The organism is Streptococcus sp. NSJ-72, assembly GCF_014334035.1.
Lineage (GTDB): Bacteria > Bacillota > Bacilli > Lactobacillales > Streptococcaceae > Streptococcus > Streptococcus constellatus.
Map to the genome: position 1 here is coordinate 369,405 of NZ_CP060489.1, position 15,913 is coordinate 385,317.

Here is a 15,913-nt window from a genome sequence, read left to right on the forward strand (position 1 = left end):
ATTTGCTTAGTAGAATGAAGTATTGGCTATTTAAGGAAAATTCAAGTAAAAAGGAACTGGCAATCAATTCCGGCTCCTTTTTCCATTTCTTATTTGCTAAGACCTTCAGCAATTTTATCCAAATTCCATTTCATCATGTCGTAGTAACTATCACCTTTTTCACCTTTTTCAGCGATTGAATCAGTGAAAATCTTGGCATAAATTGGAATTTTTGTATCTTTTGAAACAGTCTTCATTGGACGGTCATCAACACTACTTTCAACAAAGAGTGATGGCACTTTTGTTTTACGAAGTTTTTCAACCAATGTTTTGATTTGATCTGGAGTTCCTTCTTCTTCAGTGTTGATTTCCCAAATATAAGCAGATGGGACACCATAAGCTTTAGAGAAGTACTTGAAGCAACCTTCGCTGGTAACAATCATTTTCTTTTCAGCAGGAATATTATTGAATTTTGCTTTTGCTTCCTTGTCCAATGTTTCAAGTTTTGCAGTATAAGCTTTCAGATTCTTTTCATAAGTTTCTTTGTTTTTAGGATCTTTTTCAATCAAACGTTTTGCAATGTTTTTAGCATAAATGATTCCGTTTTCAAGATTGAGCCAAGCATGAGGATCTTCTTTCCCTTTTTCATTTTGACCTTCCAGATAGATAACGTCCACTCCGTTACTTACAGCATAGTAATCTTTGTTCTCAGTCTTTTTCGCATTTTTGACCAATTTTGTAAACCAAGCATTTCCGCCGGTTTCCAAATTGATACCATTGTAGAAAATCAAATCAGCTTTTGACGTTTTTTTCACATCTTCTGGTAATGGTTCGTATTCATGTGGATCTTTTCCGACAGGAACGATACTGTGCAGATTGATTTTATCACCAGCGATATTTTTGGTAATATCAGCGATGATCGAGTTGGTAGCAACAACATTCAATTTTGAAGATTTGTTGGTAGAAGTTCCTTTTTGACCAGCGCAGGCAGCAAGTCCGACGATGGCTAAAAACAGAACGGCGATAAAACCTAATTTTTTCATATAAGGTTCTCCTTTAATAAATGAAATACTAATTTTATTTTAGCTTGGGTTTATTTTTTAGTTTGTTAAATCGTTGTTTTGGAGCGATAAAGAAACTAATGGCAAAGATAATGGCGGATGTCAGTACAATGCTTGAGCCAGCCGCAACATTAAAGGTATAGCCAATGAAAAGTCCTAAGACAGATGCAATTGCCCCCAAGCTAGAAGACAAGATAATCATCGTTTTAAGACTGTTAGCGTAAAGATAAGCAGTAGCAGCAGGTGTAATCAGCATAGCAACAATCAAAATTGTTCCCACGCTTTGCATAGCTGTAACTGCAACCAGCGTCAAGAGAATCATTAAGAGATAATGATAAAAGTTGACTGGCATCCCCATCGCTTTTGCCAGAAGTGGATCGAAAGATGTAATCAATAATTCTTTGAAGAATAGTCCAATAATAATTAGAACAGCGATTCCTACACCAATTGTAATCCACATATCAATGTCTTGCACAGCTAAGATATTTCCAAAAAGAATATGGAAAAGGTCGGTTGAACTATTAGCAACTCCAATCAAAATGACTCCAAGAGCTAAAAAGGAACTAAAAGTTATTCCAATGGCAGTATCACTTTTGATAATTGAATTTCCTTTAATATAAGTAATAATGACCGAAGCTAAAAGTCCAAAAACAATGGCTCCAATAAAGAAGTTGATTCCTAAAATAAAGGAGAGTGCAACTCCTGGCAAGACTGCATGTGAAATGGCATCGCCCATCAAGGACATGCCTCTTAGGATAATGAAGCAACCAACTGCTCCAGCAACAATCCCGATGACAATGGCCGTAATCAGTGCATTTTGTAGAAAATGGAAATTTTGTAGTCCATCAATAAATTCTGAAAACATATTAGAGACCTCCATTCACAAAAAGCTGAGAGCCATAGGCTTTTTTCAAGTTTTCTTCTGTGAAAGTTGATGAAGTTTCTCCAATGGCAATGAGTTCTTTATTCAAAATTAAAACTTGATCAAAGTAATGTGGGACTTTTCCTAAGTCATGGTGAACAATGAGAATCGTCTTTCCTTGTTCTTTTAGACTGCGTAGCGTTGTCATGATGATTTCTTCACTGATTGAATCAATTCCAACGAATGGTTCATCCAGAAAGATACAGTCAGCTTCTTGTACTAGACAGCGCGCAATCAAGACCCGTTGAAATTGCCCTCCTGACAATTGGCTGATTTGGCGTTCAGCATAATCCTCTAAGCCGACAATGCGTAACGCATTTGTCACCTTGTCCCAGTCTTTGCTTGTTAGTCTGTGGAAGAGTTTCACTTTTGGATACAGTCCAAGAGACACACATTCTTTCACTTTGATAGGGAAGTTGTAGTCAATGTGAATTTTTTGTTCCACATAAGCTACATGGCTAAGTACTTTTGAGAATTCTTTATCATCAAGGTAAGTTTGTCCAACATGATCAATGATGCCCAACATTCCTTTTAAAAGGGTTGATTTACCAGCTCCGTTGGGACCAATAACTCCCATGATAGTTGGGCCTTGGATTTCCAAAGAAATCTGATTGAGAGCAAGTGTTTCCTGATAAGAAACACTTAAATTTTCGATACGTATCATTTTATACACCCCTACAGTTAATATACATTAAAACAAAAATTAAGTCAAGTTAATTTTTAGAATTTTTAAGAAAAATCAGAAGCAAGATTTGGCATAAAAATCTCTTTTGATAAAAGTTTGATTATTCAGAACTTTTTTGATAGGATTAAGATAAAACAATGAAAGCGAGAACAAGATGACACGTTTACAAGATGACTTTTTTAATTATGTCAATGGTGAATGGGAAAAGACTGCTGTGATTCCTGAGGACAAGCCTGTGACAGGTGGATTTATGGATTTGGATCAAGATATTGAAAAATTGATGCTAGCAACAACTGATAAATGGTTAGCAGGTCAAGATGTTCCAGAAGATCCAATTTTGCAAAATTTTGTGAAATACCACCGTTTGGTGGCAGATTTTGACGGACGGGAACAAGCAGGAGTTACCCCTGCAATGCCGCTTGTGGAAGAATATAAAGCTTTAAGTTCTTTCAAGGAGTTTGCAGCGAAGATTGCTGAGTATGAAATGGCTGGAAAGCCGAATGCTTTTACTTTTGACGTCGCGCCAGACTTTATGAATGCTAAAATGAATGTTCTCTGGGCCGATGCACCTGGAATCATTTTACCAGATACGACCTATTATGAAGAAGGAAATGAAAAAGGCAAGGAATTGCTGACAATCTGGCGCAAGATGCAGGAAGAATTATTACCTAAATTTGGCTTTTCAGCAGAAGAAACAAAAGATATTTTGGATAAATATCTGGAATTAGATGCTAAATTAGCTAAGTATGTCCTTTCCAATGAAGAAACTTCAGAATATGTGAAGTTATATCACCCTTATGATTGGGCAGATTTCACGAAGCTCGCTCCAGAATTGCCACTTGATGTAATTTTTACAGAGATTTTGGGACAAAGCCCAGACAAGGTGATTGTTCCTCAAGAGCGTTTTTGGAAAGAGTTTGCAGCGGAATATTATTCAGAAGAAAATTGGGAATATTTGCATGCAGCACTGAAATTATTCTCTACTGGAGCATGGACTTCCTTGCTAACAGAAGAAATTCGCGTCCTTTCAGGCACCTATGTGCGTGCTATTTCAGGCGTTCCAGAAGCTCGTCCAAAAGAAAAAGCAGCTTATCAACTAGCACAAGCACCTTATAACCAAGCCCTCGGTCTTTGGTATGCAGAAGAGAAATTCTCACCAGAAGCCAAAGCAGATGTGGAACATAAGGTCAAGACGATGATTGATGTCTATAAATCACGCTTAGAAACAGCTGATTGGCTTGCTAAGGAGACACGGGACAAGGCCATTGTCAAACTCAATGTTATCACTCCACATATTGGTTATCCAGAGAAATTGCCAGAAACTTATGCGAAAAAAGTGATTGATGAACAGCTCGGTTTAATTGAAAATGCTCAAAATTTAGCGAAAGTAGCCATTGCACACACTTGGAGTAAATGGAACAAAGAAGTGGATCGCAGTGAATGGCACATGCCAGCTCATCTGGTAAATGCCTACTATGATCCACAACAAAATCAGATTGTTTTTCCAGCCGCTATTCTTCAAGCACCTTTTTATGATTTGCATCAATCTTCATCAGCAAACTATGGCGGAATCGGTGCAGTAATTGCGCATGAAATCTCTCATGCTTTTGACTCAAACGGTGCTTCCTTTGACGAGCATGGTAGCCTTAAAAATTGGTGGAAGCCAGAAGACTACGAAGCTTTCACAGCTCGGACTCAGAAGGTGATTGAGCAATTTGACGGACAAGATTCTTACGGAGCTAAAGTCAATGGAAAGCTGACTGTTTCAGAAAATATTGCAGACCTCGGTGGGATTGCGGCAGCGCTGGAAGCAGCTAAGAAAGAAGCTGACTTCTCTGCGGAAGAATTTTTTACCAACTTTGCTCGTATCTGGCGCATGAAAGCTCGTCCAGAATATATGCAAATGCTAGCAAGTGTAGATGTGCATGCTCCCGGAAAACTTCGGACGAATGTTCAATTGCCAAACTTTGATGATTTCTTTACAACTTTTGATGTTAAAGAAGGCGACGGCATGTGGCGCAAACCAGAAGATCGCGTGATTATTTGGTAATTTCAACGTTTGTTAGTAGCAGAAGAATATAAAAAGTTCTCAAATGAAAATTGACCTGTACCCCAAAAGTTAGATAAAAAATCTAACTTTTGGGGTATTTTTTATGAATTAAGTTACAAAGACAAAATCCATATCAAGGGGGAAGTTTAAAAAATTTAAAGTAAAATCTCCAGCAAAAGTTAATTGAGATTAGTCACATAATAAATTCAGTTAGTCAAAGCACGCTTTTCTCTAATTATGCCTTTTAAAATCGCTTAAAAATGGTATAATAATAACATCACAAAATTGGAGTGAATCAATGACTTTTTATAATCACAAATCAATTGAAAGAAAATGGCAGACCTATTGGGCTGATAATCAGACGTTCAAAACAGGAATGGATAGTGCAAAACCAAACTTTTATGCGTTGGATATGTTCCCCTACCCATCTGGTGTTGGTCTTCACGTAGGACACCCAGAAGGCTATACTGCAACTGATATTCTTAGTCGTTTCAAACGTGCGCAGGGCTATAACGTTCTTCACCCAATGGGGTGGGATGCTTTCGGTCTTCCAGCAGAACAATACGCAATGGATACGGGAAATGATCCTGCTGAGTTTACGGCAGAAAATATTGCCAACTTCAAACGTCAAATCAATAGCCTCGGTTTCTCATATGACTGGGATCGTGAAGTCAATACAACTGACCCTAACTACTATAAGTGGACACAGTGGATTTTTACAAAATTGTATGAAAAAGGTTTGGCATACGAAGCTGAAGTGCCAGTAAACTGGGTTGAAGAACTAGGAACGGCCATTGCCAACGAAGAAGTGCTTCCCGACGGTACATCTGAACGTGGTGGTTATCCAGTTGTTCGTAAACCAATGCGTCAATGGATGCTTAAAATCACAGCTTATGCTGAACGCCTCTTGGAAGATCTAGATGACCTTGATTGGCCAGAATCTATCAAAGATATGCAGCGGAACTGGATTGGTAAATCAACTGGTGCAAATGTAACGTTCAAAGTAAAAGATACTGATAAAGACTTCACCGTTTTTACAACTCGTCCAGATACACTCTTCGGTGCTACCTATGCTGTTCTAGCACCAGAACATGCTCTTGTTGATGCTATTACAAGTCCTGAGCAAGCTCAAGCCGTTGCCGATTATAAACGTACGGCTAGCCTTAAATCTGACCTCGCTCGTACAGATCTTGCCAAAGAAAAAACAGGTGTCTGGACTGGTAGCTATGCCATTAACCCAGTTAATGGTAAGGAAATTCCAATCTGGATTGCCGATTATGTGCTTGCTAGCTATGGGACGGGAGCTATTATGGCAGTTCCTGCGCATGATGATCGCGACTGGGAATTTGCAAAGCAATTCGATTTAGAAATTATTCCAGTTCTCGAAGGTGGAAATGTTGAGGAAGCAGCCTACACAGAAGACGGTCTTCACATCAACTCTGGCTTCCTAGATGGTCTTGATAAAGCGCAAGCTATTGATAAAATGGTTGAATGGCTTGAAGCAGAAAGTGTTGGCAACAAGAAAGTCACTTACCGTTTGCGTGACTGGCTTTTCTCACGTCAACGTTATTGGGGGGAACCAATCCCAATCATTCATTGGGAAGATGGCACAACAACAGCTGTTCCAGAAGATCAACTACCACTTGTATTGCCAGTAACAAAAGATATCAAACCTTCAGGGACAGGTGAAAGTCCACTTGCTAACTTGACAGACTGGCTGGAAGTTACGCGTGAAGATGGTGTCAAAGGCCGTCGCGAAACTAACACCATGCCGCAATGGGCAGGTTCAAGCTGGTATTATCTGCGCTACATTGACCCACACAATACAGAAAAATTAGCTGATGAAGAACTGCTTAAGGCATGGTTACCAGTTGATATTTACATTGGTGGTGCAGAACACGCTGTGCTTCACCTTCTTTACGCTCGTTTCTGGCATAAATTCCTTTATGATTTAGGTGTCGTTCCAACTAAAGAACCATTCCAAAAACTCTTTAACCAAGGGATGATTTTGGGAACAAGCTACCGCGATCACCGTGGTGCGCTTGTGGCAACTGACAAAGTTGAAAAACGTGACGGTTCTTTCTTCAATATCGAAACAGGTGAAGAATTGGAACAAGCTCCAGCTAAGATGTCTAAATCTTTGAAGAATGTTGTTAATCCAGATGATGTAGTGGAGCAGTATGGTGCAGATACTCTTCGCGTTTACGAAATGTTTATGGGGCCGCTGGATGCATCTATTGCTTGGTCTGAAGAAGGACTTGAAGGCTCACGTAAATTCCTCGACCGTGTTTATCGTTTGTTGACAACAAAAGAAATTGTGGCTAAAAATAATGGTAATTTGGATAAAGTTTATAATGAAACTGTCAAAGCCGTTACAGAACAACTTGAAGCCATGAAATTCAATACAGCTATCGCTCAATTAATGGTTTTCATTAATGCTGCAAACAAAGAAGACAAACTTTTTGCTGACTACGCTAAAGGTTTTATACAATTGTTAGCACCATTTGCGCCACACCTTTCAGAAGAATTGTGGCAAACATTGACACAATCTGGTGAATCAATTTCATATGTTCTTTGGCCAACATGGGACGAATCAAAACTCGTTGAAAACGATGTAGAAATCGTTGTTCAAATCAAAGGTAAAGTTCGTGCGAAACTTGTTGTACCAAAAGACTCAAGCCGTGAGGATCTTGAAAAACTTGCTCTTGCCAACGAAAAAATTCAAGTAGAAATTGCTGGCAAGCAAGTCATCAAAGTCATTGTCGTACCTAACAAATTGGTTAATATTGTTGTGAAATAAAAAAATCTAGCAGAAATTAACTTCTGCTAGAATTTTTATAAGCTTAGAAAAGCGTATGTTAGCTGAAGCCTTTTTCTGTTTATAAACACTATACCTCGAATAAAAACTTGCTACGCTTGCTCTTGAAAATTATGGTAAAAAGTAAGAAAATGATGACTAGTTTATAAGAACAATTCATTCTCTTTCTTTATGAATATTATTTTTAAGGAGTTATCATACAAGCAAAAAAAGTAGAGTTTACTGAGCTTTTCTATGACTTAGTCTTTTGTTTATGCTATTTCTAAAATGATGGAGCTAATCCATCATTTGCATCATAGGATGATTAGTTATACGAGTTTTATGTCCTCTATAGTTTGTCTCATCGTGCTGGTAACACTTGGATGATTCAGACGGTATACGAACCGCTATGGGGAGAATTCCTTTGTGAACATTTCCTTTATGATGGTTCGTATGGTTATGGTATTATGTCTGTCCAACACATTCACAGATGATTGGTCTGCGTTATCCGATTTGGTGGGGACGTCCGCCACGCCTTATCCAAACAGTAATGGAAAGTCTGGATTTAGCTGGTAAACGAGTCGCAACTTTTGCAACTTCAGGTGGTTCGACTTATAGCGAGGCACAAATTGTTATTGATCAAATGATGAAAAATAGTGCTCAAGGGCGTGTATTGTCTAGCACAACAGATGCTATCAAATGGCTGACAGATATTGATTTTTAATTGTAGGTTTGCTGCTAATTATTGTAGCGAGCATTATTACTGTTTTTTATAAATGAAATAAAAATGATTGAAATCTCTGTGAAAAAACAGAGATTTTTTGTGTACGACGGGCATGTCATACATCTGAGGTGCAAGTCATTTGGGGCATTCGCTACTGGTGAACCCAATAGTGACTCCCAAGCCTGACTATCGTGAGGTAGCAAGGAGAGGAAGGGATAGCGAAATCGTGACTGTACGAATAGAAACGTGATATGAAGGCGCATATAGCGGATGATGGGTCTTATAACCCTAAAATCCAAATAGGCAGTCGTAACCTATATGCGTAAATCACGAGAGTAAACGAGGAAAGATGTATGACTTATCCCGTGAGGTCTTGTCGAGGGTAAAACCTAGTAACAACGAACGACAAGAAGTCAGTCGAATCCATAGTAGTGAAGAAGTTTCTGTAATGGAGATGGAGTGAAGGGGTGAATAACTAATCGAAGTAATCCTAGACACTTGTGTCTGTAAAACGAACAGTCTGATAGAGCTGAAAGTTAGTACGTATTGATAGTGGACAGCTTACCAATATAAGATAGCCTACAGGCAACAAAACAGAAAGGGAATCCACACATGTCAGAATTGCTAAGTATGATATTATCTCGTAACAATATGCTTGAAGCTTATAAACAGGTGAAAACTAATAAAGGATCTGCTGGTATCGATGGAATTACTATCGAACAGATGGACGGCTATCTCCGTCAAAACTGACGAGAAACAAAACAGCTTATCAAGGAGAGGAAGGATAAACCTCAGCCCGTACTCAGAATTGAAATTACGAAACCCAATGGAGACATCCGCAACCTAGGAATCCCAACTGTCACGGACAGAATGATACAATAGGCTATCGTTCAAGTCCTGAGTCCAGTCTGTGAAGTTCGTTTCTCAGAATACAGCTATGGTTTCAGACCAAATCGTTCTTGTGAGACAGCCATTGTCAAGTTACTTGAGTGCCTTAATGATGGTTATGAGTGGATTGTGGATATTGACCTAGAGAAATTCTCCGACACAGTACCGCAAGATAGATTCATGTCTCTAGTGCAGAATATTATTCATGATGGAGATACAGAATTACTGATTCGGAAATACCTTCATCGGGGGTAATTATCAATGATCAACGTCACAAGACTCTTGTAGGGATACCTCAAGGGGGTAACTTATCTCCGCTGTTATCAAATATCATGCTTAATGAGTTGGATAAGGAACTAGAGAAACGAGGTCTTCATTGCATTCGGTACGCAGATGATTGCGGAATCACGGTTAGGAGCGAAGCAGTTGCCAAGTGAGTTATGTACTTAGTCAGTCGCTTTATTGAGAAGTGATTGGAGCTGAAAGTGAACATGACAAAAACTAAAATCGTGAAACCTAGCCAACTCAAGTACCTAGGTTTTGGTTTTTGGAAGTCTCCGCAAGGTTGGAAGAGTCGTCCTCATCAGGATAGTGTTCAGAGCTTTAAACGAAAGTTGAAACGACTGACGACTAGAAAGTGGAGTATGGACCTAACAACACACATTGAGCGATTAAACTGGGTTATACGAGGGTGGATAAACTATTTTTCTCTTGGCGACATGAAAAAGGTAGTAACTCAAATAGATGAGCGTTTGAGAACTCGTATCCAAGTGATTATCTGGAAACAATAGAAGAAATCGAGACGACTATGGGGATTACTAAAATTAGGCGTTCCTAAATGGATAGCGGATAAATTCTCAGGTTGGGGTGAGCACTATCAATTGGTTGCGACCAAGTCGGTATTCAAGCAAGCTATATCAGAACCAGCCCTCGCAAAACGAGGACTGGTTAGCTGTTTAGATTATTATTTTGAACGACATGCGTTAAAAGTTAGTTGAACTGCCGTATGCCGAACGGCACGTACGGGTAGTGTGAGAGTAACTAGAAATTAGCTCCTACTCGATTTTTTGATGGATTTATTGGAGATTTTTCTGCCAATCTGTTTTTCGTCTGTATAATTGGTCAGATAACTTGAAATGTTTTTATGAAAACGCTATAATTTTGATAGATTAATATTAGGAGGAATTGGTTTTATGAAATCATCTAAAGCCACAATCACAATTTTTTCAGCTCTTGCTTCAGTTATTTTATTGACTAGTTGTGGGACAAAAGCAACTGATAATAAGGCTACGCAAAGCAACACATCTGACAATAAAGTTACGATGACTTATGATCAATTGCGCTCAAGAGAAAATACCATGGGCACACTTTGGTATCAAAAGTCTGATGAAGCGAAGGCTCTGTATCTACAAGGTTATAATGTCGCCACGAACCGATTGAAAGAATTACTGCAAAAGCCGACAGATAAGCCCTATTCAATCGTTCTTGACTTGGATGAAACGGTCTTAGACAATAGCCCTTACCAAGTACAGAATGTCAAAGACGGCACAGCTTTTAATCCTAAAAATTGGGATGCTTGGGTACAGAAAGCTTCAGCTAAAGCTGTTCCTGGTGCGAAAGAATTTCTTCAATATGCTCATCAAAATGGTGTTCAAATCTACTATATTTCTGACCGTGCGGCAAATCAAGTAGATGCAACGATTAAGAACTTAGAAAAAGAAGGTATTCCTGTACAAGGGAAAGATCATTTGATGTTTTTAGAAAAAGGCGTGAAATCCAAAGAAGGTCGCCGTCAAAAAGTTCAGGAAAAAACGAATCTGGTTATGTTGCTAGGAGATAATCTGGTTGACTTTGCAGATTTCTCAAAGACATCAGCTGATGAACGTGGCAAGAAATTGGAAGAATTAAAGAAAGAATTTGGCGAAAAATTCATTATCTTCCCAAATCCAATGTACGGTTCATGGGAAAGCACAGTTTACAAAGGCAAAAAATTAGATGCGAAAGGCCAAACTGAAGAACGCCAAAAAGCGTTACAAGGTTATAAATAATAGGAAGGAAAAACAGAACGCCCTTATTTTGAGGGATTCTGTTTTTTCTTTGTCTTTTAGCTTGTGCTTTGTGAATGTGTGAAAAAGTGGACTAAGATTTTCCTATTTTATTATAGTAAAGGTGCTTATATTTTCCAGATACTTACTCTTAAGCTAGCTAGCAAGATGTGACTTAAAATAAAAATGGTTTATACTAGTGGCAAGATAAAGGGGATTCTTTATTTTTTAATCGAAAAATCCTTTGTTTTATGGTAGAATAGTGTCATTACAAGGCGAGGGAAAAAGATGTCATCAACGTTTGAAATTTTAATGAATCAAATCAATATGCCACTTGATATGAGACAATCAAGTGCCTTTTTACATGCAGAAATTGAGCAAGTTCTGGTGCATAAAGTCAGCCATATCTGGGAATTTCATTTTTCTTTTGAAGAAATTTTGCCGATTGACATATTTCAAGAATTGAAAAAGTGCTTGAAGGAAGAATTTTCTAAAACGGGGAATCAAGCAGTTTTTGAGATAAGGACAATAAACAAAGATTTCACAGATGAGCTATTGCAGGCTTATTATCAAGAAGCTTTTACAGAAGATCCTTGTACTAGTCAGGGATTTCGCAGTATGTATCAAGGGTTGAAGGTGCATGCTGAAGGAAATCAATTAGTGATTGAAGGTCCTTCAAGCATTGATACGGATCATTTTCAGAAGACTCATTTGCCAAATTTGGCAAAACAGTTGGTCAAGTTTGGTTTTCCACAATTTCAATGTCAGGTTAAGGCAAGCGATGCTTTAACACAGCAGCAAGTCGAAACTTTCCAAGCTAAGAAAGAAAAGATTGTACAAGCAGCGAATGATGAAGCTCTAAAAGCCATAGAAGCGCTGCAGAAAATGGCAGCTCCACCTGTTGAAGAAAAGACAAGTTACTCTGGTTTTCAAGCGAAAAAAGCTATTGCACGACCAAAATTGGATAAAGCTGAAATCACGCAGATGAATGCCATTCAGACTGAGGAAAACCGGATTGTCTTTGAAGGAATGGTTTTCGATCTTGAAAAAAAGGTTACTCGCACAGGACGCGTACTCATTAATTTTAAGATGACCGATTATACTTCTAGCTTTGCGCTTCAGAAATGGTTTAAAAATGAAGAAGAAGCTAAGAAATATGACATGATTAAGAAAAATTCATGGTTGCGTGTACGTGGAAATATTGAAATGAATAACTTCACGCATGATTTGACTATGAATGTACAAGATGTACAGGAAGTGGTGCATTATGACCGTAAAGATCTCATGCCTGAAGGTGAGAAACGGATTGAATTTCACGCGCATACCAATATGTCAACTATGGATGCCCTACCAGAAGTCGAAGACTTGATTGCGACAGCTGCGAAGTGGGGGCATAAAGCAGTTGCGATTACTGACCACGGCAATGTGCAGAGCTTTCCTCATGGTTATAAAGCTGCTAAAAAAGCCGGGATTCAGTTGATTTATGGTATGGAAGCCAATATTGTTGAAGATCGTGTGCCCATTACTTACAATGAAATAGATATGGAGTTGAGAGAAGCTACTTATGTTGTCTTTGACGTAGAAACGACTGGTTTGTCTGCTATTTATAATGATTTGATTCAGGTGGCAGCCAGCAAGATGTACAAGGGCAATGTCATCGCGGAATTTGACGAATTTATTAATCCAGGACACCCTTTGAGTGCGTTTACAACAGATTTGACGGGAATTACAGATGAACATGTTAAAAATGCGAAACCACTTGAGCAAGTTTTACAGGAATTTCAGGAATTTTGCAAAGATACGGTACTTGTCGCCCATAATGCTACCTTTGACGTGGGCTTTATGAATGTCAACTATGAGCGTCATGGCCTGCCAAAAATTACCCAACCAGTCATTGACACGCTGGAATTTGCCCGCAATCTCTATCCAGAATACAAGCGGCATGGTTTGGGGCCTCTAACCAAGCGTTTTCAAGTATCGCTTGACCATCACCACATGGCTAATTACGATGCGGAAGCGACAGGACGACTGCTATTTATCTTCATCAGAGATGTAGCAGAAAAGCGTGGAATTACCAATCTTAATAAGTTGAATACGGATTTGGTAGATGAAAATTCCTATAAAAAAGCACGAGTGAAACACGCTACGATTTATGTGAAAAATCAAACAGGGTTGAAGAATCTTTTCAAATTGGTCAGCCTGTCCAATACTAAATATTTTGAAGGTGTAGCACGGATTCCTCGAACGGTTTTGGATGCGCATCGAGAAGGCTTGGTTCTAGGAACTGCTTGTTCAGAAGGAGAAGTGTTTGATGCGGTTGTTTCACAGGGTCTGGATGCAGCTGTCGAAGTAGCGAAATATTACGACTTTATCGAAATCATGCCTCCAGCGATTTATGCTCCATTGATTGCCAAAGAGCAGGTTAAGGATATGGAGGAGCTGCACACGATTATCAAGAATTTGATTGAAGTGGGTGAACGCTTAGACAAACCAGTTCTGGCTACGGGAGATGTGCATTATATTGAGCCTGAGGAAGAAATTTATCGGGAGATTATCGTTAGGAGTTTGGGACAAGGTGCCATGATTAACCGGACCATAGGTCACGGTGAAAATGCTCAACCGGCTCCACTTCCCAAAGCACATTTCCGTACAACCAATGAAATGCTGGATGAATTCGCTTTTTTAGGTGATGAACTAGCTCGACAAGTGGTCATTGAGAATCCCAATCAGTTGGCGTCAAGCTTTGAACCAATCGAAGTGGTAAAAGGGGACCTCTATACACCATTTATTGATAAATCTGAAGAAAAAGTCGCTGAGCTGACTTACGCAAAGGCTTTTGAAATCTATGGTAATCCACTACCAGATATTGTAGATCATCGAATTGAACGGGAATTATCCTCTATTTTGGGGAATGGTTTTGCCGTGATTTATCTGGCTTCACAAATGCTCGTACAGCGTTCTAATAAACGAGGCTATTTAGTTGGTTCGCGTGGTTCGGTTGGCTCCAGTTTTGTGGCGACCATGATTGGGATTACTGAGGTCAATCCTTTGTCACCCCACTATGTCTGTGGTAAATGTCAATACAGCGAGTTCATCACGGATGGCTCCTATGGTTCTGGCTTTGATATGCCGGATAAGGACTGTCCAAAATGTGGCCACAAGCTGAGCAAGAATGGCCAGGATATTCCTTTCGAGACCTTCCTTGGATTTGACGGAGACAAGGTCCCTGATATTGACTTGAACTTCTCTGGAGAGGATCAGCCTAGTGCCCACTTAGATGTTCGAGACATTTTTGGGGAGGAATATGCTTTTCGGGCTGGTACTGTTGGTACAGTTGCAGCTAAGACAGCCTATGGTTTCGTGAAAGGTTATGAGCGAGATTACAATAAATTTTATCGCGATGCAGAAGTCGAGCGATTGGCGCAAGGTGCATCAGGTGTTAAACGAACGACCGGACAGCACCCTGGTGGGATTGTTGTTATTCCAAACTACATGGACGTTTACGATTTCACGCCGGTTCAATATCCAGCAGATGACCTGACTGCCGAATGGCAAACGACTCATTTTAATTTTCATGATATTGATGAAAATGTCCTGAAACTCGATGTGCTCGGTCATGATGATCCGACTATGATTCGGAAATTGCAGGATTTATCAGGTATTGACCCTAATGATATTCCTATGGATGATAAGGAAGTTATGGCACTCTTTTCAGGAACAGATGTTCTGGGAGTAACACAAGAGCAAATAGGTACGGCAACTGGTATGCTGGGGATTCCTGAGTTTGGAACCAACTTTGTACGGGGCATGGTGGATGAAACTCACCCAACAACTTTCGCAGAATTACTTCAATTATCAGGCTTGTCTCACGGTACTGACGTATGGCTTGGAAATGCACAAGATTTAATTAAGCAGGGAATTGCGGACTTATCTACCGTTATCGGTTGTCGGGACGACATCATGGTCTATCTCATGCACAAGGGCTTAGAACCAAAAATGGCCTTTACCATTATGGAGCGTGTGCGGAAAGGTGCATGGTTGAAAATTTCTGACGAAGAGCGTAATGGTTATATTGCCGCTATGAAAGAAAACAATGTCCCTGAATGGTATATTGAATCTTGCGGAAAAATCAAGTACATGTTTCCTAAAGCCCATGCAGCTGCCTATGTAATGATGGCTCTACGGGTAGCTTATTTCAAAGTGCATCATCCGATTTATTACTATTGTGCTTACTTTTCTATCCGTGCCAAAGCCTTTGATATTAAAGTCATGAGTAGCGGATTAGATTCAGTTAAGCGCAAAATGAATGAAATCTCTGAAAAACGTAAAAATAATGAAGCGTCCAATGTAGAAATTGACCTGTATACAACCTTGGAAATCGTCAATGAAATGTTGGAAAGAGGCTTTAAATTTGGGAAACTCGATCTTTATAAGAGTGACGCGACAGAATTTCTGATTGATGGAGATATGTTGATTCCTCCATTTTCTGCCATGGACGGTCTGGGTGACAACGTTGCAAATCAATTGGTTAAAGCGCGGGCAGAGGGAGAATTCCTCTCCAAGACTGAGTTGCGAAAACGTGGTGGGTTATCAGCTACTTTAGTCGAAAAAATGGACGATATGGGCATCCTGAGCAATATGCCAGAAGACAATCAGCTAAGTTTGTTTGATGATTTGTTTTAAGACGTCTTCTTTTGATGAATGCGGGATTTTCAACTGATACGGCTGTTTCCAACCGAGAATTCCCGCTGGTTTATTCGCG

Annotated in this window: 8 protein-coding genes and 1 pseudogene; 6 read left to right on the top strand and 3 right to left on the bottom strand. The window is 39.4% G+C overall.

Translation table 11 applies throughout. The features are described 5' to 3' along the window. Positions 1–89: 89 nt before the first annotated feature. From H8787_RS01950 to H8787_RS01960, 3 genes are read right to left on the bottom strand one after another with little or no spacing between them, the layout of a single operon-like run. Positions 90–1,022, bottom strand: coding sequence for a metal ABC transporter substrate-binding protein (locus tag H8787_RS01950; protein ID WP_003070702.1), 933 nt, complete (start codon positions 1,020–1,022; stop codon positions 90–92). A 34-nt stretch (positions 1,023–1,056) separates the two neighbouring features. Then, positions 1,057–1,905, bottom strand: a complete 849-nt coding sequence (locus tag H8787_RS01955) for a metal ABC transporter permease (RefSeq protein ID WP_003037625.1) — start codon at positions 1,903–1,905, stop codon at positions 1,057–1,059. Position 1,906: 1 nt separating this feature from the next. Further along, positions 1,907–2,626: a metal ABC transporter ATP-binding protein gene (locus H8787_RS01960; RefSeq protein WP_003070701.1), complete on the bottom strand. Its 720-nt coding sequence runs from the start codon at positions 2,624–2,626 to the stop codon at positions 1,907–1,909. 175 nt (positions 2,627–2,801) lie between these two features. On the opposite strand from H8787_RS01960, the gene H8787_RS01965 reads away from it, so the two are divergent. The 6 genes and pseudogenes from H8787_RS01965 to H8787_RS01990 all read left to right on the top strand — a co-directional run bounded on the left by H8787_RS01965 (position 2,802) and on the right by H8787_RS01990 (position 15,834). Then, positions 2,802–4,697, top strand: a complete 1,896-nt coding sequence (locus tag H8787_RS01965; RefSeq protein ID WP_070668270.1) for a M13 family metallopeptidase — start codon at positions 2,802–2,804, stop codon at positions 4,695–4,697. Between the two features lie 298 nt (positions 4,698–4,995). Continuing rightward, positions 4,996–7,497, top strand: a complete 2,502-nt coding sequence (leuS, locus tag H8787_RS01970) for a leucine--tRNA ligase (RefSeq protein ID WP_187328118.1) — start codon at positions 4,996–4,998, stop codon at positions 7,495–7,497. Between the two features lie 487 nt (positions 7,498–7,984). Beyond that, positions 7,985–8,218: a flavodoxin gene (locus H8787_RS01975; protein ID WP_134971481.1), complete on the top strand. Its 234-nt coding sequence runs from the start codon at positions 7,985–7,987 to the stop codon at positions 8,216–8,218. A 612-nt stretch (positions 8,219–8,830) separates the two neighbouring features. Next, positions 8,831–10,104, top strand: a pseudogene (gene ltrA, locus H8787_RS01980) (group II intron reverse transcriptase/maturase). Between the two features lie 195 nt (positions 10,105–10,299). Continuing rightward, positions 10,300–11,154, top strand: coding sequence for a 5'-nucleotidase, lipoprotein e(P4) family (locus H8787_RS01985; protein ID WP_115263492.1), 855 nt, complete (start codon positions 10,300–10,302; stop codon positions 11,152–11,154). A gap of 285 nt (positions 11,155–11,439) precedes the next feature. After that, entirely contained in the window at positions 11,440–15,834 is a 4,395-nt protein-coding gene (locus H8787_RS01990; protein ID WP_187328119.1) for a PolC-type DNA polymerase III, read from the top strand. The last annotated feature ends 79 nt before the right edge of the window (positions 15,835–15,913 follow it).